Origin of the sequence: Paenibacillus sp. CH40 (assembly GCF_024213605.1) — a bacterium.
Classification (GTDB): domain Bacteria; phylum Bacillota; class Bacilli; order Paenibacillales; family Paenibacillaceae; genus Paenibacillus; species Paenibacillus polymyxa_B.
Window position 1 is genome coordinate 284,096 of record NZ_JANAVQ010000005.1, and the last position, 20,961, is coordinate 305,056.

A 20,961-nucleotide genomic window follows, 5' to 3' on the forward strand; every position below is an offset into this window, starting at 1 on the left:
ATGAAAAAATGGATATTTCGCTACCGCTACGATATGGCGGCAATGATGTTGATGCTGATTGCGATTGTTGCATATCTTGCACCCATCTATGGACCAGGGCAAATTGTGTTTAGCGACATTGCTTTTGGAGCCACCTCTCATCGGTATCTGGAGGAAATAACCGGAGTATGGAACGAGCGATGGTCTACCTCGACCTTGTTCAATGCTCCACGTATCCTGTACATCTTGCCCTTCTATGGACTGTCACTCTTATTTGACGAAAGCGGCCCGGTCTTGCTCAAGTCGTTTATTACAGGCTTGTTATTTGTTTCGGCATTTTCGATGTATGCCTTTGCCAAGCGTCTGGTTAGCGTGTATTATTCACCAAGCTTTACGAAGACCCGTATTTTTGCCATCATGGTCGGCTCGTTGTTTTATGCGCTGAATCCGTGGGTTATTTTCCGCATTCAGCATATTTATTTGCTCTGTGGATATAGTTTGTTTCCGTTAATGCTGCGATTCTTCTTTAGTGCGGTGGACCCCAAGTTTCAAATTCAACAAATAAAAAACTATCATCCCCACAAGCTTTATCAACGGAACTGGATCGACCTGTTCCTGTTGGCTGCGGTATTCACCGTTAGTGCTGCGGCCATTCATTATTTTTTCTTTGGCATGATTTATTTGGGATTGTTCACCTTGTTGCTACTGATCAAACTAACCTGGACCCACCGAAAGGCTGGTCGCAGCTATTTGCAGCCGTTATACGGCAATTTTTTGCGTAAAGGGATCATTTTTGGCGTCTTTTTTGGTCTGCTCAGTTTTTATTGGTTGTCTCTATATGTCGGTAGCATGTTGATGGACGCTCAAGCGTCTCAGCATAATATCAACGTCGTGGATACGTTGTCTCTGTTCAGCCGCAACAGCAGTTTATATAACGTAGGTTATTTACTGAGCTATTGGTGGCCTATGTTTTCCTTTTCCTCACTGCCTAGCATGTTTTATGTAGGAGGGGGATTTTTGTTGCTATTGATCGGATATGCGATGGTGACACGTTCACATAAAAATCCGATTATTCTGATCTTCTCGCTACTTACGCTACTGTTTCTAGTTGCAGCTACCGGGACGACGTTCCCATCCATTGCCAAGTGGTTTGTCATTTTGGTTACGAAAACCCCTGTGATTGGTTCGGTTTTCCGTGACCCTAACAAATTTATTGGACTGATTGCCCTTAATTTCGGGGTGTTGCTGACCTTTGGTGTCATTCAATTTATGGAATGGTTCGGATCATCCCCGTTGCAGCGTGTATATAAAAAGCTAGCAGTAGTTATCGTTGTCTTGTGCCTCGGGGTATATTTTGCTCCCTTGCGTACTCAGTTCATTGAGGGGTACTACAAGCCGGTACAAGTGCCGGAGGCTTATAGTCAAATGGCTGAAAAGCTGACTGACCCGGATCGTTACGATAGCAAGGCATTATACTTTCCGATTGCTGACAATATGATTCAGAGCTATAACGGAGTAGCCACGCCCAAATGGAATAAAGGGAAGACCGCAAACGAGAAGGCAACCGGAGATTTTCAGGTATACTCTTCTCCTAAAAATACGATCTTTCATCATGAGGGGAATGATCCCGGCATTACATACTATATGAATTTTCTGCAGTATGTTATGGACAACGGATTAAGCTCCCGATTAGGCTGGTTGTTCTCCACCTTTGGGGTCAACCAGTTGGTCTACCATGATGAATATGTGGGGCAGGAGAAGCGGCAGGATTTCCACCTGTCTCAGCTGGAAGGTCAGACCGGGTTGAAACGTACGTACCAAAACGGGCTATTTTCCATATTCAATCTCGATCAGACACCGCCCTATATGAACATCCTTGCGAGTAAAATTGTAACACCTTACGGTTTTAGCCGACTGGAGAGCTACAGTCATCTGCCTGGTTTTGATTTTAACCGCTTTGGAGTGCTGTTCAGTGCGCTAAGGCCTGAGCTAAAAACCATCCAGACGATTAACAAAGGGGATTATGTGGAAGCGGCGTCCTTTAATGACTTGCTGTTGTCACAGCTTCCAGCAGAGGATTACTTACGGCCTTTTGATGCCATTGAGGATGGTAATGCCTTTTTAAAATGGTCCAAAACCTTTGCCTCGACCAACGATTGGTTATGGTATTTATCCTCCCAAAATATACGGAACTTTCTGTTCGATATGGAAATGGATGCAGGGATTGCGGTTACCTTTGCTAGTAAGAAGCTAGATGTGGCCCCGTATCAGATGAGCAGCATCGAAGGGAAGACGGTCGTGGACTTTGATTCCATGTTGCGGACCGAAACCTTCTTCAAGCCGGATAATCCGCAGTTGTTTAGTGTGCAGGCTAATCCCCGTGAGGAATTGAATGATGTGCCCACTCTGCATGGCGAAATTATGAAGGGAGACCCGAGTAATATATGGCAGGTCGCTAGATCGGGTTTGCTGGAAGCCAAGGAGAATAATCCGTATCAGTTCCAAATCACTGTTTCTGGCCGCGGGACGAACAAAATGCATGTAAAAATGAGATTTTACGATAAGCAAATGCGTGAGCTGGGGGTTAGCTATGTCGTGGCGCCCTCGGAGGGATATAATTTTGACAGTGTGAAATTTTACGGGGAATACGTTTCGCCACCAGGCAGCTATTGGATGCGAATGGATTTGTTAACCTTACAGCGTCCACAGCAAAAAAATTACTGGTGGATTCATGATATCCAGCTGCGTGATTTGGGGCAATACAGCAAGCCTAACACGTTTACGATGCACAAAAAACTGGATCAACCTCAAACCTCGCATGTATATGCTAGAGTGTTTATGAATAAGGCAGGCGGGAAATTGCAAGTCACGCTGCCGGACAAAGTGGTTAATATCAAAACTCAGGATGATGGTTTAAACCAATTCCAATGGGTCGATCTGGGAGTGCATGCCTTTCCCAAAGGAGATACCCCGGTCACGGTTAATAACCTGCAAGGCTTTAATGCGGTCAATCAATTTGCGATTGTGCCTACAGACCAGCTAGATCAGCTATCTTTTCCCGTGGAGCAGGCATTGAAGCGGGGCAAGCTCTTTTTCACCTTGGAGGCAGAGAACGATTTTAACGCCGAAGGGAATGTGCAGACGGAGCGTGCTTTACCAAGACTTAGTATGGGGCGGGGAATCAGCTATCAGAAGGGGACGTTAAGCAGGGATGTGGAAGTCGCCAAAACGGGAACCTATGCCACAGCTATTTTGGCTAATCTCCCCGCTGGGTACCAGGGGTCATTAACGATGAAGTGGACGAATGAAGAGACTGGAGAGGTGTTGACCAGAACGATTCATACGGGGGAGTCGTATAAGCGATTACCTGCTACCTCTTTATCCGAAAAGCAGGTTATTGAAACGGTGCCCAATCAGGATGGTTTTGCCAAGAAAATCATACAGATTCCCGGTCTGCTGAATGACTATGGCCGAGTCGAATTTAAAAATCTGTTCCTAACCAAGGGGAAGTATCGCTTAACCCTTGTCCTGGATAGTCAGGTGCCGTCATTGAGCCGTTTTGGAGATATTCATCGAATGGGCGGGCAGGAAGTGACGGTGATGCCTGGGGAGGATACGAAGGAATCATTGAGCACGACGGATGTCGGATGTGTGGCGGATATTCGACCTGGGCAGACGAATCTGTCAATCAAGGACACAGGACTGTCTATCCGTTACGCACCTAGCTATTCCTGTGACTGGAATATTTATGCGTCCAAGAAAATGAAGGCAGAGCCGCTGCAAGAGTATGCCGTGCAGTTGGATGCGCGATCAGAACAAATTGGAAGTCGGCATATGAAGGTCATTTTTTTGAATAAAGCGTCCCAGGTTCTCCAAACCTCCTATATTGATGAGGTGGAGGAGAGAGATAAGGAACAATGGAATCATTACGATCAAATTGTGAAAGCTCCGGCAGGAACTGCCTTGATGCAGTTTCAAATTTTGGCGCACGCGCACAAGAAGCAGTCAGGCTTATTTCAAATGAAGCAATATTCCATCATCCCTTATCAAGCGATGATTACTGTGGATCAATTTACGTTGTTTGAGGGAACGGATATGGATACCTTTTTTATGGCTCCCCACACTTCGGAAAGCATTCAGGCTACTCGTGAAAATTCCATGGAACGCAGTTTTACGCTATATAATCCAACGCATCAACAGGTGCTGATCCGGGAGACCGAATCACCCAATCCACTGTGGGAGTTCAGGCTGGGTAGCGAAAATCAGCGAGCCCGTCTGTCCGTCAATGGAGTGACTACCGGATTCATTACCGATGGTAACGGAAACGGGAAGGTCGTCGTTATTTTGGCTTCCGCCTACCGTTTCGGCTGGGTGCTGTTCCTCATAGGGATACTGGGTGGAGCAGCTTGTTTTCTTCCTTATCGGCGATGGAAGAAGCGAAATCTTCCATAAAAAGCAAGCTGCTCAGTGGGGAAATGGGTAGCCATGATACGGCTACATCTCATATTTGTAGCCTCTGCCCCATACAGTACGGATGTGCTGAGGATTTTTAGGGTCACGTTCTATTTTTTTGCGGAGGCTGGAAATATGTACGTCGATAGTGCGATCCAGATAAGCGCCATCTCCGCCTTTGATCCGATCCATCAGCTCACTGCGGGTAAAGACTTTACCTGGATAGCAGGACATCTCTTTTATAATAGAAAATTCGATTTGAGTAACTTCTATTTCTTGGTCATCGACTAACAGACAATGACGGTAATCATTCACCCAAATCCTTACCTTTTTAATCTTTTGAGTTACCGTTTGCGATTCAGTGAGCATGTTGCGGCCGCAGCGGCGCAGCAGGGCTTTGATGCGGGCATTTAACTCTATCAGACTGAACGGCTTGCATAAGAAGTCATCTGCTCCGTCATCCAGAGCCTTTATTCTTATATTCAGCACGGTGTTATTAGAGATGACCAGCATAGGGACTATGGTAAATTGGCGGATTTGGCTGATCAGCGCACATTCGACTTTACCGGAAAACATCAGAGCGGTCACAATAATATCCGGCTTAAAACGCATAAGTGTAGGAATTGCAAGTTTAGAGTCATAAATAAGCTCGGTATGATAGCCTTCCTCCTGAAGATGAAGAGCAATCATATCTGCCAAACTTTTTTGATCTTCAATGACGAGTATTTTTATGGGCATGACTGACATCTCCTGTACAGACAAAGATACAATAGCAGTGCATAATCATGTATTTTCCACGATAATACATACTTATGTATTCGGCAGAAATGCGAAAATTGAACAGTCCTATAATGAAAGAAAAATATTAATTTACAGGAAGAAGGTTGCATCTTTGCGAATGATTTTATTATCTGGAGGTTCGGGAAAACGTCTATGGCCCTTATCCAATGTGAACCGTCCCAAGCAGTTTCTTTCCATACTACGTCACGACGAACGGCCCGAAAGTATGCTGCAACGAATATGGAGGCAATTAGATGAGGCGAATTTGGCAGATGAGGCCTATTTTTCGACGAGTGGAACTCAGGCCGAGCTGATCCGGGGGCAAATTGGCGGAGATGCTGTAGTCATTGAGGAGCCGACTCAGCGGGATACCTTCCCGGCCATTTCCCTGGCTACGGCCTACTTGCATGACGTTGCAGGGGCATCACGCGACGAGATCGTAGGGGTCATGCCTGTGGACGGGTATGCGGGGGATGAATTTTTTGAGCATCTGCGCAGGCTTCCTTCAATATTAGAGCAATCAGGAAGCCATATCGCATTAATGGGGGCTGCTCCAACGGAGCCTTCTGATAAATACGGATATATTGTGCCTTCAGCCTCTTCTTCACTTGACCAGCCATATTATAGAGTTAGTTCATTTGTAGAAAAGCCGGATCTGATCCGTTCAGAAGCATTGATCCGTGAAGGGGCCTTATGGAATTGCGGGGTGTTTGCTTTTAGACTGGGCTTTTTGTTGGATATTCTGGAGCAAATGGGTTTACCAGCCGACTACAATTCTCTTTCGACAAATTATGCAGACTTGCCTAAAACTAGCTTCGATATTGCGGTAGTAGAGCATACTCATAAGCTCTCCGTGCTTCCATACCATGGAGAGTGGAGAGACTTGGGCACATGGGATTCGTTGGTGCGGGAAGTAAGTTCGAAGCTAAGTGGCCCGGGATATATTTCAGAAGCTTCACATGACTCGCATATCATCAATGAACTGGAGATTCCGGTTAGCATCTGGAATGTCCCAGGCATAATTGTCGTTGCTGGTCCAGATGGCGTGTTGGTTACGGATCGACAGTCGTCAACAGGAATTAAGGATATGGTGGCGGAAATTGAAATCGGCCCGCGTTTTGAGGAGCGCTTCTGGGGAAAGCAAACTGTATTATCCCATCAGCAGGCGGCAAGTGGATTGCAGACAGTGACCAAACGCGTGGTCATATCGAACGGAAGATTTATCAGCTATCATGAGCACCAGTACCGTAAAGAAGTATGGACCATAGTTTCTGGAACCGGAAGTGTCTCTATCAATGGCGTGACACAGATAGTCAGCCCAGGTGAGATTATTGTCGTAGAACCCGGTACAAAGCATTTTATAGGGGCAGTAGAGGGAGATTTAGAATTCATTGAGTCACAAATCGGACATATCGTATCCGAAACAGATATTATCCGATATGAATTTCCTGATTCGATTGACGACCATACTCTATGAAGTGTCTACCATTATAGGGACTGATAGATACGAACGAGGTTTATCAGAAGGCAGTGAAGAGTAGGAGGAACTATTTTTTATTAGAGCTTAGATGACCTGTGCATTCCTAAGAAAAGGTATTCATGAGTTATATACATGAATACCTTTTTTTGCATAAATAGTTCTTTTTGTTTGTAATGAAATGAATAGAAAAGAGACTTATAAAATAATTTTCTTGGAAGTCAGCCACTCTTTTACGGCGTCCGTACTGAGGTCTCTTTTAGGTGTCCATTCTATTTTATCAACCAGTTTGCCGTTTCTGAATTCTGCAATGGTGGGGGTGTATTTTATATTGTAATCCTCTTTGAATTTATTCCATTGGGACTTGTCCTTATGGATTTTGTGAACGTTCAAAAAAGTAATTTTAGAGCCTAGATTATACTGCTCAATCATCTTGTTAAAGTTAGGCTCAAACCGGTTGCAGTCGCCACAACTGGGTCTGCCGACATAGACAAGTACACTTCGATCCTGTTGAATTAAACTCTTAAAATTTTCAAATGTAACCGCATTCAAGTGGTCATATATTTCCGGGTAATTGCTTTTGCTCGCTTGGATTTCTTTGTCTTTTTGTTGAACAACCTGCTCTAGGTCTTGAAATTTAGCTACAGCTGAAATAGCGATACCAATGATAAGTAATACAATGACACTTAACCCGGCGATATATCCTTTTTTCACAGAAATCCTCCTTTTTTTACAAACTTACACTTACAGTAAATGATATTTCCATTTCTAGCTGTAACACTTGTCTCATTATGTATAAAAAAAGAAGCTTTCCATTGTTGGGAAAGCTTCTTTAGTCTGATAGTTAAAACGTTAGACCACAACAGTCAACAAGTAATCCTCACGCTTCACTTCAGTTTCCATTGTGTTCAACACATCCAGGTATTGAGCGGAATTTGTTACGATAATTGGTGTAGCTGTAGTATAGCCTGCCGCCTTAATTTGCTCGATATCAAATTCAAGCAACAATTGTCCTTGCTTAACCACATCGCCTTCCTTGACGCGCTTGTCAAAGAATTGCCCTTTCAGCTTCACTGTATTCACACCCACGTGAATCAGAATTTCTGCTCCGTCATTGGAAGTAATACCGATTGCATGTCCGGTCGGGAATACTGTCGTAATCGTTCCATTGACAGGAGATGTCAGCACACCCTCTGTAGGATCAATGAGGATTCCTTTCCCCATAGCACCTGAAGCAAAAGCAACATCAGAAGATTGTTCCAAAGGCAATACTTTACCTTGCAGTGGGCTTACGAGAATTTCCTTTTCGATTGCCACTTCTTTCTTTACGGGTGCAGCTTCTGTTTTTGCAGTTTCTTCTTTTGGATCTTCAAAGCCCAAAATCATAACCAACACAACTGCGAGTACAAAGGCAACGAGCAAACCGATGACTACCCACAAGAATCCAGTTCCAAAATAAGTTGGCAACGCCAGTAAACTAGGCAGGGAGAAGGATTTTGCAGTCGCTCCGCCAGAAGCGATAATAGCGCCCCCAATACCACCGGAAATACAAGCATAAATGAAAGGCTTTTTCAATTTCAAAGTTACACCATAAATCGTTGGTTCAGTAATCCCGAATACAGCTGCCAGTGTAGAGGAACCAGCCAAAGCCTTCATCTGGGTGTTCCGGGATTTCAGGAATACCCCCAGTGTTGCACCGGCTTGAGAAAGTACAGCTGCTGTAAGCATCGGAAGCATTGTGTCATAACCCAATGTTGCAATATTGGACAGCATGATAGGAACAAAGCCCCAGTGTACGCCGAAAATAACAAATACTTGCCAGAATGCTCCGGCAACAGCTCCGGCGATCAATGGGCTTAAATTGTAAACCCATGTAAAACCGTTCGCCAAGCCCTGACTGATCAGGTTACCGACTGGACCAAAGGCCAAAAACGTCAACGGAACAACGACCAGTAGTGATAGCATAGGTACGATAATGTTTTTAACTGATTGATGGATAAAGGAATTGAACCAGCGTTCCACATAGGACTGTACCCATACCGCGAGAATAATTGGGATTACGCTGGAACTGTATTTAATTAAAATGATTGGAATCCCGAGAAAAGCCAGTTTTGCCGGATTGTCCACCGCCGCAATAACATCCGGGTAGACAAGGGCTCCAGCAACTGCGACAGATACAAAGGCATTTGTCTTAAATTTACGGGACGATGTAATAGCCAGAAATAGAGGTAAGAAATAAAATACACTGTCTGAAGCGGCGTTCAGAATCAGATACGTACCGCTTGTATTATCAATCCAATGGAGCGACAAAATTAATGCCAGAATCCCTTTGAGCAATCCTGCCCCTGCAAGAGCTCCCAAAAGAGGAGAAAAAATGCTGGAAATGATATCGACCGCTTTTCCAAGGAAATTCGTTTTTTCGGAAGACTCTTCCTTTTTCGCATTTGGATTGTCAGCATCCTGTAAATTTGTTTCTGCCATCATATGCTCAAACACTTGACCTACATTGTTGCCGATAACCACTTGAAACTGGCCGCTGCTTTCCACTACTGTAATGACACCAGGGGTTGCTTCCAGTGCGGCTTTGTCTGCTTTTGTACGATCATTTAATTTAAATCTCAAGCGTGTAGCGCAATGGAATACCGAATTGACATTCTCTTCGCCACCAACGAGGGTCACTATTTTTTTAGATAGTTCTTTATCACTCATATTCAGAACTCCTTATGGGTTATTCTTGCTACTGATAGGGTTTACTGTTTACAGCTGTTGCTAAGATGCGCCGGCGTGCACCTTTTTAAACTTGTAAACAAGAAAAACCTAAACTCGTGGTGAAAACTACGTACTCTCTCCTATAAGGGAACGTCGATTTCACCATCAGTTTAGGTTTTGCCTGCCTTACCAGTCACAATCCATGAACGATGAGGATATGAAGTTGTTAGTGTTTTATGTTATTACGCTCAGTTACCCGATGAATATGGATAGTTAGATATACGTATTCATCCTTGCTTAAATATTGATCGTATGTTTTTTCCAGATATTCATTGATCTTTTGGGCACAAGCAAAAGCTTCGCTATACGTTTGCTTCACCTGGTTGTACAAAAATTCTTCACCACTGTGAATGACTTCTTTGCGAATCACTCGCATCGCAAAATATTGCAAATGTGTCAAAAATCTCGAATAGCTAAAAGAAGACTCATCCAGCACAATTCCGTAATGATACGTAATAATGTTCAAGATATGTTGGACAATCTCGGTCATTTTCAGTGTAGATTTCATTTCGTTACCGTCGATCCGTGCATTCACCATATGCAATGCAATAAATCCCGCTTCATCTTCGCCCAATTTTACTCCGAGCGTATTTTCAATTTTTTGGAGAGCATCCAGCCCAACTGCAAATTCTTTTTTGTAAAAGCGTTTAATTTCATACAGCATCGCGTTTTGGAGTGCCAGTCCTTTTTCTTGCCGTTGTATGGCAAAATGAATATGGTCGGTCAACGTTAAATAAATATTATCGCTTAACTCCGTATCCAACACTTCCGTTGCATGGGTTACGATTTCATTCACGACCTCCAGATGAGATACAGGAATATCGTTCAGCAACTCGGTTAGTTTGGCCGTGAACTCGTTTTCATTTAACATGAAAATCTTATCTATTTTATCATTATCGACTTGATCGCCAGCCACCTTTTTGAAGGAAATACCTCTTCCCATCACGATGACCTCTTTGCCTTTATCGTTTTTAGTCAATAGGACGTTGTTATTGAGCACCTTCTCAATAATCATTGAAGTTCCCCCTCCCATCCTTTACCAATAAAAAATGCCTAAGCACAATTCAATACTATTGTTAGCAATAGCACTCAATTGAACTCAGGCATTGCCCGCATCACCGGTCACAATCCTTCGATATAGTGCTATTGTAGCACAAAAAAAAGCGATTTCAACATATTTTATTCTGTTTCGACAAAAAATATTTCTTATCAAGGCCCTTTTGCCTAATTTGCAAGTACATCGTTACCTCATGTAGTCGTACGTTCAATGAGGCTGTACTCTAGCGAATGAAGCTTCATTTGGCGTCCAATCAGCTGAGGGGAAAGCATGAAAAAGGCATTTTGTGCTTGAGCCATGATAGGATTTTGAATCGTTGTAATCCCCAGCGTATGCGCCAGCTCCGTGTTATCGAATCCAACAATTGCCAGATCTTCCGGTACGTTCAGTTTTTGTCTGCGTGCTTCGCAGAGAATACCCACTGCTACATAATCGTTAGCACATAAAATAGCCTCTGGGAATTCTTCCCGACGCTGTAACAGATCCCGTACGACCTGTTCGCCATCACGGATATTATAAATAGAAGAGTGATTCCAGTGTTGCAACACTGGCAGATTGTGCTCACTCATGATCTGTTCGTAGGCTCGTTGTCTACTATGGGTATTAATACTGCTCGGACGGCCAAAAGCATTGGCTATACGAGTATAGCCTTTTTGTATCAAATGTTTGAGCGCTAACATATATCCTTCATACTGATCCATAGCGACGGAGCGAATATCGGTATGCTCCATTCGTTGCCACGACACGATCGGGCCATATTTGCAATAGGTGCTCAAAAAATCAGTGTCATTCACGCAGGAAATGATGACCAGCGCATCGACTCTTTTTCTTTTTAAATCCTCAAAGGCTTGAAGCTCTTTCTTTTTGTCTTCTCCCGAAGTATAAATAATGGTTTGAAATTCATATTGGCCCGCTACTTCCACAAAGCTGTCCAGAAAAGCGAGAACAATTTCATTAATAGTTGAAGTAATGATACCGATCTGAAGCGTCTGACCCTTGGATAGAGAAATGGCATTTCGATTAGGAACATAATCTAATTCCTGCATGATTTTCAAAATTTTAGCTCTTGTTTCGTGACTAACATGGGGGGACTGATTTAATACTCTGGATACCGTAGCTTTGGAAAAGCCCGCCAGTTTTGCAATTTGATCAAGATTCGACATGGTGCTTCTCCTCACATAAGAAAAAAAATAAATTCTTGACATGAAACGCGTTACAACGATTAGGATGCTTATGAAGGCATTACGTCTATTTTAAAGTATCTGTCAATGCATTTCAAAGGAGAACGGTTATCGTTAGGTATTGATTCATATTTGCAGCACTTGATGGGATGACTTGACCAAAGTAAAAATCTTAAATACGGAAAGAGGTTTTTATACCATGACGAAGACGCTAAAAGGATTTCCGAAAAACTTCTTGTGGGGCGGGGCAACCGCAGCCAACCAATTGGAAGGTGCTTTTGACGTAGATGGAAAAGGATTGTCCAGCGCAGACCTGATTGCCTATGTACCCAAAGCAGAGCGCAAGAACGATCACGCTATAGAGATTTCTTCCGAACGACTCGAAGACATTTTGGCAGGCAAAGTCAATGCACGTTTTCCAAAGCGTGAAGGTGTAGACTTTTTCCACCATTACAAAGAAGATATTGCATTATTCGCTGAAATGGGCTTTAAAGTATTCCGTATGTCCATCCATTGGTCGCGGATTTTCCCGAATGGCTATGATGCCGAGCCGAATGAAGCAGGATTGCAATTCTACGACAATGTATTTGATGAGCTGCGCAAGTATGGTATTGAACCGCTGGTAACATTGTCACATTATGAGACACCGCTAGGTCTGACGCAGAAGTATAATGGCTGGCTGGGTCGTGAAGTCATACAGCACTACGTAAATTATGCCGAAACGGTGTTCACACGCTATAAGGATAAAGTAAAATACTGGCTGACCTTTAATGAAATCAATGTAATGACCATGAGCCCGTTCACCGGTGGCGGTGTGGTTATTGACCGTGTAGAAAACAAACAACAAGCGATATATCAAGCATTGCATCATCAATTTGTAGCTAGTGCACTGGCGACCAAACGGGGACATGAGATCATCCCGGGCGCTCAGATCGGCTGTATGCTGGCACGTATTGAAAGCTATCCACATACGTGTAACCCAGAGGATATACTGAAAGCCCAGCATGAAAATCAGATGAACCTGTTCTTTACGGATGTGCATGCCCGTGGGGAATATTCTAACTACATGAATCGTTATTTTGAAGAAAATAATGTTGTAATACACACAGAACCAGGCGATGCTGAAATATTGAAAAATAATACGGTTGATTTTATCTCATTTAGCTACTATATGACCTTGACCGTATCTGCAGGTCCAGAAGGTGAGAAAGCAGCAGGAAACCTGATTGGTGGCGTGAAAAATCCATATTTACAGTCCTCTGACTGGGGATGGCAAATTGATCCGATCGGTCTGCGTGTTACGCTGAACACGTTATATGACCGCTACCAAAAGCCGTTGTTCATCGTGGAAAATGGCTTGGGTGCGTATGATAAGGTAGAAGAAGACGGTTCTGTGCATGACACATATCGTATTGATTACTTGCGTCAGCATATTGCCCAAATGAAGGAAGCAATTGCCGACGGTGTTGATCTGATTGGTTACACCAGCTGGGGCCCTATCGACCTTGTGAGCATGTCTACTTCCGAAATGTCCAAGCGCTACGGATTTATTTACGTCGATCTGGATGATGACGGTAACGGAACGCTCAAACGCTCCAAAAAGGACTCTTTTAACTGGTATAAAAATGTGATAGCAACCAATGGTGAAGAATTGTAATTCCATATTGTCTCGGGCGGGTATAGCAGAGGACATCCTAAGGATGCAATCTGCTGTACCCGCTTTTTTGATAGACACAATAATAATATTTCAGAGGGCTTCACAAACTTTTCACTTGTAATAAGCTGAAAGTTTTCTGTATAATGAATAAAAATTTCATATGTCTGGTTGATGTTTGCGGGAGATGGAACGAAGGTTCCGACCGAAGGGGCAAAACTCTCAGGTGCTTAGGCTGATTACAGCAACAAGCGGGGACCGTAAACGGACAGAACTCTGGAGAGACCCTTAATTGGGCGCCGAAGGTGCACCGCAGATAACATCTGCTTAAACTCTCAGGCAAAAGGACAGAGACGCGAATAACCTGTGACAGGGAATGCCCTAGGCTTTTTTGTGAGCTATTAGAGGTAGGAACCTGCACAAGATGGTTGTATTTTTTCGTGCCTTTAACCTCTCCAGGAGTCGAATCAGCGGATTTGACTCTTTTTTGTTTTCTAATATGCTGGAGGAGCGGGTTGAAATGAATTTGGTACATGTGTTAGAAGCGATTAGTAGCTGGATATGGGGGGCGCCTCTCATCATTCTTGTCATGGGAACGGGGTTATGGCTGACCATACGTTTGAAGATGCTGCAGGTATTCCGCCTGCCCCTGGCGATCAAGCTGATCGGTAAAGCCCCGAATGAAGGCAGCGGGGATGTAAGTAGTTTTGCGGCTTTGAGTACAGCGTTGGCGGCTACAGTTGGCACAGGAAGTATTGTCGGCGTAGCGACAGCCATTAAGCTGGGCGGGCCGGGTGCCTTGTTCTGGATGGTCGTTGCAGCCTTTTTTGGGATGGCGACAAAATATGCGGAAGGTGTACTTGCGGTAAAATACCGGGTGAAAGATCGGAATGGACAATTTTCCGGCGGCCCGATGTATTATATTGAGAAAGGTCTTGGACGCCGTTTTAAACCGCTGGCGATGCTGTTTGCTTTTTCGGGCATGCTGGTAGCGTTGTTCGGGATTGGAACGTTTCCGCAGGTCAAAGCGATTGTATCTTCGACTGAAAACAGTTTTGGCGTTCCGCCTATTGTAACGGCACTGATTATCGCGGTCCTTACCGGACTTGTTACTATTGGAGGACTCAAAAGCATTGCCAAGGTATCGACGAAGGTCGTTCCTTTTAAAACAGGCTTGTACGTACTGATCTGTCTCATCGTACTGATTCGGTTTGCTGACCAACTTCCTGCCGCCATTGCGCTGGTGCTCCATTCGGCATTTTCAACTACATCTGCAACGGGCGGATTTGCCGGAGCTACGATTATGCTGGCGATGCGAAGTGGGGTAGCCAGAGGTATTTTTGCCAATGAGGCCGGATTGGGGAGCGCACCGATTGCAGCCGCAGCTGCCAAAACCAAATGGCCTGCGGAGCAAGGGCTAATTTCCATGACAGGCGTGTTTATTGATACGATGGTTATTTGTGTGATGACCGGGTTGACGCTGCTGGTTAGCGGTGTGTGGAGCGGGCCTACCGATGCGGGCCTGATGACTCAGCAAGCATTTTCCAGCGCATTCCCGCTGGGGGCAGAACTGCTCACAATTATTCTGATTATGTTCGCGTTCACCACCATGCTCGGCTGGAACTATTACGGGGAACGCTGTGTTGAATACTTGCTTGGGGTCAAGTGGATTAAGCCATACCGTTATCTGTTCATTCTACTCGTTGCCGGGGGCGCGTTCATTAAACTGGATGCGATTTGGTTGCTAGCAGATATCTTTAACGCAATGATGGCTTTCCCGAACCTGATTGCACTGCTCGGCTTATCAGGAATTGTAGTTGCGGAAACCCGAACCTATATGGATTCTCTGAATTCTAGTAAGAAAAAGGGCATTCTTGCAGGTGCCAGTGTAGGGGCAGCTATTCAAGTAGAAGAAAAGGGACAAACGGTTAATTCATAAATTCCAAAAGGGAGTGCCCTCAGCCATCACAGGCTTGAGGACACTCCCTTTTGAATGTTATAACGATGCACGCAAAATAGCTAAAATATCTTCTTGATTCAGCTTTTTATAATTACCAAAGCCTCCGTATTCCATTTCACGGGCTGCAATGTCCGCGATTTTTTCCAATTGCTCATCATTAATATTGTAATCGGCCAGCGTAGAAGGGGCACCGAGACTTGTCCAGAATGCACTAAGACGGTCAATACCTTCCAAGGCGATTTCTCTATCTGTTTTACCTACGGTGTCTAAGTCAAACATGCTGAGCATCAGCCGCTTCATACGTGCAGCATCCTGATCCACTGTGTGTCTCATCCAGTTGGGAAACAGAATTGCCAGACCGCCAGCATGAGGAATATCATATACAGCGGATAATGCATGTTCAATCGTATGCGAAGCCCAGTCCCCGAAGTAGCCCATTTGCAGTGTTCCGTTAAGAGCAATCGTTCCGGCATATAAAATCGTTTCACGATGCTCGTAGCTGTGCAAATCCTCCAGCAGTTTAGGTGCAGTTTCGATCACGGTTTGCAGCACGGAAAAGCACATACGATCTTGCAACGGTGTATTTTTAACATTGTGAAAATACTGTTCAAACACATGGCTCATCATATCCACCATGCCATATACCGTCTGATCACGTGGCACAGAGAAGGTATTTTTAGGGTCCAGAATGGAGAATTTCGGATGCGTCACCGCGCTGCCCCATACGTATTTTTCGTTCGTTTCCCAGTTGGTGATAACAGAATCCGGATTCATTTCTGAACCGGTGGCGGCGAGTGTGAGGATGGTGCCGAATGGTAGAGCCTCGGTCGGCATGTGCTTTTTGTTGATAATATCCCACACATCGCCGTCATATTTAGCCCCTGCTGCGATGGCTTTGGTGCAATCAATAACGCTTCCGCCGCCTACTGCAAGTAAGAAGTCGATGTTGTCGTTTCGGCAAATGTCGATGCCCTTTTTAACGGTGGACAAGCGTGGATTCGGTTCTACGCCGGACAATTCATGAATGTTAAGATGTAGCGGCTCTAACGCGTTTAATACCTGGTCATACAGACCATTTCGCTTGACACTTCCGCCTCCGTATATCAGTAAAATATTTTTGCCGTAATTCAGCAGCTCCTGCTGCAGTTCTTCAATTTGATTGTCTCCAAATATTAATTTGGTGGGGTTATAATATGTGAATTTGTTCATCTGGAAAGTTCCCCTCAGTTCATAGTTCATGTTCAAATCGTAAATCGCTTAACCTGATTGCCTGTTGGATACCTAACTTCATCATGTAAGCTATTTGAAATGACGATTAACCATTATACATGAAATGAATAAGGGAATTCAAGTAAATCTAATCTTTGACCGCTCCAGCGGCAAGATCGGAAATAAACTGGCGGCTAATGAAAAGAAACAAAATAATAAGTGGCAGTACAGCCAGCAGGGTGCCCGCAATGACCATCGCATAATCCGTATTGTAAATTCCGTTCAATTGTGACAGTGCAATCTGGAGCGTGAATTTACGCTCATCCGTTAAGACGATTAGCGGCCATAAATAATCATTCCAGGCTCCTATAAAGGTAAAGGCGCCGAGAAAAGCGAACGCAGGACGTAGAATAGGCAGTGCTACATTCAAGTACAGTCGAAAAAAGCTGCATCCGTCCATCCGGCCCGCATCTAGCAGCTCCTTTGGGATGGATTCTTCCGCATATTGACGAATCCAGAAAATGCCGAAGGCATTTACCATCCCCGGGATGATAAGCGCTTTGAACGTACCTACCCATCCAAAGGAGGCCATCATGACAAAGGAGGGGACAAGCGAAAGTTGTGAAGGGACCATCATCGTAGCTAGCAGAACGATAAATAGCACTTTTTTGCCCGGAAAATCAAACTTGGCGAATGCAAAACCTGCCAGTGAATCGAAAAACAGAACCAATAGGGTAACAGAACTGGCTACAAAAAGGGTATTAAAAAAGGCTCCGGCAAAATTAATCTGCTGTAATACTCTCGTTATGTTATCCAAGAAGTGGCTGCCAAACCACAATTGCGGTGGAAAACGGTAGATGTCTGAAGTGGTACGAGTTGCCATGACGATCAGCCAGTAAAATGGAAACATCGACAGGATGATTCCCACCAACAATCCGGCATATAAAACAAAGGATTTTGCGCGTGTCTGCATCATGTTGTGAAGCTCCTTCCCATCGTTATTTTTTACCTTGAACGAGTTTCCAGTTTATGATGGAGAATAGAGCAATGATGAGGAACATGCCCCATCCGACGGCTGCACCATATCCAAAATAGTTGTTAATGAACGACTCGCGGTACAGGTATAAAACGATGGTCATGCCACTTGCCCCGGAACCGCCGTCATTACCGACCAGGACCTGTGGCTCGGTGAAGAGCTGCATACCGCCGATGGTGGACGTAATGACCGTAAACAGAATGACTGGGCGCAGCATGGGGATAGTGATGCGGAAAAAAGCTTGCGCTCCGGTTGCCCCGTCTATTTTGGCGGCCTCATACAGCACATGCGGAATACTCTGGAGTCCGGCCAAATAGATGATTGCGTTATAGCCCATCCATCTCCATACGACCATAGAAGAAATGGCAATTTGGATACCCCATGGCACATTCAACCATTGAACCATGGGTAGTCCCAAGAGTTGCAGAAGGTAGTTGAGAAATCCAAAATTGTTGGCAAATAAGGCACCAAATATGATGGCAACAGCCACAATAGACGTCACATTGGGCAGGAAGAATCCAACTCGCCATAAGGTGCGCATTTTCACAAAAGGGGCATAAAGCAGAAAGGCAATAATCAGTGCGAAGAATAGCATCGGAATCGTTGCATACACCCAGATCACAAAGGTGTTGCCTACAGCCTGCCAAAATTCATTGTCTGTCACAAGGTAGCGAAAGTTGCCCCAGCCGTTGTAGGTCATGTCTCCGATCCCGTCCCATTTGTGAAACGCTAGATATAATGAAAAGCCAATCGGAAACAGTCCAAAGATGCCAAACAGCAGATAAAACGGCGAGATCGCAGCATAAACGGCACGGTGCTTCCAGATTTCTCTCAGCATAATGTCCACACGCCTTTTTTGAATTTTGTTTTTTACCGCTGTAATTCTCGTTCGATTCGATCCATGGTTTCCGTCCATAATGCATCGGGATTGGCATCCTGCTTGGCGACATTAGCAAGGCGACGGGTCACAATGCCGTGGATGACAGGATAGCGCTCGCCGAAATAGCTGCTTTTCACATGACGTGCGGAAGTGGCAAAGATGAGTCCGGTGGCCTGACCACCAAAGAAAGGCTCGGGTGTCTCCATGATAGGATCGTCATAGACGCCGGGAGTGGACGGGAACAGTCCGATTTTGTGGTAGGCTTCCAGCTGGTGTTCCGGGTTTTGCAGCCAGGTCAGGACTTCAAAGGCTTCTTTGGGATGTTTGCTGGATTTGAGGATAGAAATGAATGACCCTCCCAGATTGCCGTCTCCTCCAGGAGCACGGGCGACTCTCCATTTGCCCGCTGTATCCGGCGCGGCCTCTGTGAGAACTTGCTTCATCCAGATAGCCCCTACAAAAGAGGCAATTTTGCCGTTATTGACCGAAGCGTTCCATTCGGGAGTCCAGCCATCCGCATTGGCGAGCAGATGCTTCTTGTGGAAATCGACAGCAGTTTTCCAGCCCAGACGGATGTCAGGAGATTGATTGCCGATATAGCTGCCATCCGGCTTGAAGTAAAGGTTTGTGTGCTGAGCGAGTACCTGATTGTAAACGTTTACAATATTATCAGCCAAAAATGAACGGCTTCCGAATTTCTGCTGAAGTTGTTCTCCGGCTGCCATGTAATCATCCCATGTGCGGATGGAGGCACTAACCTTTTCAGGATCACTAGGCAAGCCTGCTTGTTCAAACAGATCACTTCGGTAGAAGAGGGCGGTAGGCCCAGTATCCATGGGAAATGCAATCATTTTATCATCAGGAGTGATCCCTTGATTCCATTTCCATTCCAAATATTGATTCTTCAAGCGGTCTGCTCCGAGTTCCCTTAAGTCATAAAAACGATCCGCACTGGGGAACAGCTCCACCATCCAATCGTTCAGAGCTACGATGTCTGGTTCACCGGAACGAGCTGCGAGCGTTGTCTTCAGTTTGGCTTTGAAGTCACCGCCTATTTTTTGAGTTTTTAATTCAATGTTGGGAAATTGTTTTTCCGCCTGAGCGAGTAGTTCATCGTCAATGGAACGGTTCCAGTACCATAATGTAAGCGTTATCTTTTTTCCGTTTGACAAATTAGTTTCAGATGATTGACTTTCAGAGGACGAGGGTTCACTACAAGCACTGAACATCGTGAGAAAAGCAAGACATAATACCAGCCATTGTACTGTCTTCACATCATTTCCCTCCTTGCTGTCTGAGATAATCTGCCTGCTAAACAAGTTGTAAATGGTTTAGCTCCATCATATGAAGCTGTTACCCATTTATGTGCATTGACTTAACCAAAAACAAAAAAATTGAAACAAAGCATGTATAGAAATTAAATACTCTAAAGATATTGATCCTACTGATTCGAAGGATGATAAAACAATAAGGCAGATATTATGTCAAAAGGAATCTAAATCGTCAATGCTGAGCAATATCCTGGAAAAATCCAATGATGAATTCGAAGAACGATTTCTCTATATCAGTGTGCAGTTCCCCAGCAGGATAGGACAGATAGATTGTTCGCATACATCGAGGCTCCCTGATTTGAAGCAGCTTGATGTCTTCGGTTACGACGTTCCTCCACAGGATAGAAGGAATAAAGGAGATGCCAAGTCCTGTTTGAATCAACCCTCTTACCGTAGCCGGATCATCACTTTCAAAGACGATGTTCGGTTCAAAAGGGATATGAGTAAAAAAGCGGTCCGTTGTTTTCCTAAGCGAATTACCAGGTGTAAGGCTGATAAACTTCTCATGCTCTAGATCTTTCAGTAATACGGTGTTCTGAGCGCTCAGAGGGTGAGAATTTGGTACGCCAAGCAAAATTTCCTCCTCCAGCAGGATCGCATGCTCGTTGTCTGCCAACTCTTCGGACGTAATCGCAAAATCGTACGCCAGTCCTTTCTTCACCATCGCAGGGTGCTGGGTCAGGTTGAATCTAATTTGAGGGTAGAGATCGCGAAACTTACCGACAAGGTTGGGTAATAGCATAGAGCCAACGGCGACGTATAACGTGATTACCTCTACCTTTTCATTCTTCATTTCTTTGACTTCGGATATGCCTTGCTCTAGCGCTGAGAGCGACTGATTCACTCTTTTCAGAAATTTCTTTCCATATTCATTCAGTACGATATGTTTTCCTTCGCGGTCAAATAGCTGCACACCCAATTCCGTCTCCAGGTTTCTAATCATTTTACTTAAGGCAGGCTGTGAGATAAACAATTCGTTCGCGGCACGTGTGACATGTTCATACTTCGAGGTCACTTGAAAATACTTAAGCTGCAAATAATCCATTATGGAGTAGCTCCTTTATAACCATTAGGTTATCGATTATATGTGAATATATATATTTTACAGGTATTTACTCACTTATTACAATTGACAATGTAAGAAATTGAATCCGCTAAAGGTGGTGAGATTCTGAACATCGTTTTTACATTTCCCG

Annotated in this window: 14 protein-coding genes and 2 riboswitches; of the genes, 4 read left to right on the top strand and 10 right to left on the bottom strand. The window is 44.5% G+C overall.

What is annotated here, in order from left to right; genetic code table 11:
- Window positions 1-4,431, top strand: coding sequence for a nucleoporin NDC1 (locus NLX73_RS17280; RefSeq protein ID WP_254326803.1), 4,431 nt, complete (start codon window positions 1-3; stop codon window positions 4,429-4,431).
- Between the two features lie 42 nt (window positions 4,432-4,473).
- Here NLX73_RS17280 and NLX73_RS17285 read toward each other — a convergent pair whose 3' ends face one another.
- Window positions 4,474-5,169, bottom strand: coding sequence for a response regulator transcription factor (locus NLX73_RS17285; protein ID WP_254326804.1), 696 nt, complete (start codon window positions 5,167-5,169; stop codon window positions 4,474-4,476).
- 160 nt (window positions 5,170-5,329) lie between these two features.
- Between NLX73_RS17285 and NLX73_RS17290 the strand changes: the two genes are divergently transcribed.
- The gene (locus NLX73_RS17290; protein ID WP_254326844.1) at window positions 5,330-6,688 is read left to right on the top strand and encodes a sugar phosphate nucleotidyltransferase; all 1,359 of its coding nucleotides are present in this window, start codon (window positions 5,330-5,332) and stop codon (window positions 6,686-6,688) included.
- 198 nt (window positions 6,689-6,886) lie between these two features.
- Here the strand turns inward: NLX73_RS17290 and NLX73_RS17295 are convergent, their stop codons facing one another.
- The 4 genes from NLX73_RS17295 to NLX73_RS17310 form a co-directional block, all read right to left on the bottom strand.
- Window positions 6,887-7,402, bottom strand: coding sequence for a thioredoxin family protein (locus tag NLX73_RS17295; protein ID WP_069290225.1), 516 nt, complete (start codon window positions 7,400-7,402; stop codon window positions 6,887-6,889).
- A 138-nt stretch (window positions 7,403-7,540) separates the two neighbouring features.
- Window positions 7,541-9,397 carry a beta-glucoside-specific PTS transporter subunit IIABC gene (locus NLX73_RS17300; protein ID WP_254326805.1) on the bottom strand — a complete coding sequence of 619 codons (1,857 nt, stop codon included), beginning with the start codon at window positions 9,395-9,397 and terminating at the stop codon, window positions 7,541-7,543.
- Window positions 9,398-9,623: 226 nt separating this feature from the next.
- Window positions 9,624-10,472, bottom strand: coding sequence for a BglG family transcription antiterminator LicT (gene licT / locus NLX73_RS17305; RefSeq protein ID WP_254326806.1), 849 nt, complete (start codon window positions 10,470-10,472; stop codon window positions 9,624-9,626).
- Window positions 10,473-10,705: 233 nt separating this feature from the next.
- The gene (locus NLX73_RS17310; RefSeq protein ID WP_254326807.1) at window positions 10,706-11,677 is read right to left on the bottom strand and encodes a LacI family DNA-binding transcriptional regulator; all 972 of its coding nucleotides are present in this window, start codon (window positions 11,675-11,677) and stop codon (window positions 10,706-10,708) included.
- Window positions 11,678-11,894: 217 nt separating this feature from the next.
- Between NLX73_RS17310 and NLX73_RS17315 the strand changes: the two genes are divergently transcribed.
- Both NLX73_RS17315 and NLX73_RS17320 read left to right on the top strand, forming a co-directional pair.
- On the top strand, window positions 11,895-13,352 hold the full coding sequence (locus NLX73_RS17315; protein ID WP_254326808.1) for a glycoside hydrolase family 1 protein: 1,458 nt from the start codon (window positions 11,895-11,897) through the stop codon (window positions 13,350-13,352).
- Between the two features lie 168 nt (window positions 13,353-13,520).
- Window positions 13,521-13,597, top strand: a riboswitch (glycine riboswitch).
- A gap of 18 nt (window positions 13,598-13,615) precedes the next feature.
- Window positions 13,616-13,710, top strand: a riboswitch (glycine riboswitch).
- A gap of 159 nt (window positions 13,711-13,869) precedes the next feature.
- Window positions 13,870-15,288 carry an alanine/glycine:cation symporter family protein gene (locus NLX73_RS17320; RefSeq protein ID WP_302055455.1) on the top strand — a complete coding sequence of 473 codons (1,419 nt, stop codon included), beginning with the start codon at window positions 13,870-13,872 and terminating at the stop codon, window positions 15,286-15,288.
- A 57-nt stretch (window positions 15,289-15,345) separates the two neighbouring features.
- On the opposite strand, the gene NLX73_RS17325 is transcribed toward NLX73_RS17320, so the two are convergent.
- The 5 genes from NLX73_RS17325 to NLX73_RS17345 all read right to left on the bottom strand — a co-directional run bounded on the left by NLX73_RS17325 (window position 15,346) and on the right by NLX73_RS17345 (window position 20,810).
- On the bottom strand, window positions 15,346-16,518 hold the full coding sequence (locus NLX73_RS17325; RefSeq protein WP_254326810.1) for an iron-containing alcohol dehydrogenase: 1,173 nt from the start codon (window positions 16,516-16,518) through the stop codon (window positions 15,346-15,348).
- A 148-nt stretch (window positions 16,519-16,666) separates the two neighbouring features.
- Complete coding sequence (locus tag NLX73_RS17330) at window positions 16,667-17,494, bottom strand: carbohydrate ABC transporter permease (protein WP_061828831.1); 828 nt, start codon at window positions 17,492-17,494, stop codon at window positions 16,667-16,669.
- 22 nt (window positions 17,495-17,516) lie between these two features.
- A complete protein-coding gene (locus NLX73_RS17335; RefSeq protein ID WP_165179212.1) occupies window positions 17,517-18,392 on the bottom strand; it encodes a carbohydrate ABC transporter permease in 876 nt (291 codons plus the stop codon).
- Window positions 18,393-18,424: 32 nt separating this feature from the next.
- Window positions 18,425-19,708 (bottom strand): ABC transporter substrate-binding protein, encoded by a 1,284-nt coding sequence (locus NLX73_RS17340; protein WP_254326811.1) that lies wholly within the window; start codon window positions 19,706-19,708, stop codon window positions 18,425-18,427.
- Window positions 19,709-19,937: 229 nt separating this feature from the next.
- Window positions 19,938-20,810, bottom strand: a complete 873-nt coding sequence (locus tag NLX73_RS17345; protein ID WP_103050137.1) for a LysR family transcriptional regulator — start codon at window positions 20,808-20,810, stop codon at window positions 19,938-19,940.
- Between the last annotated feature and the right edge of the window lie 151 nt (window positions 20,811-20,961).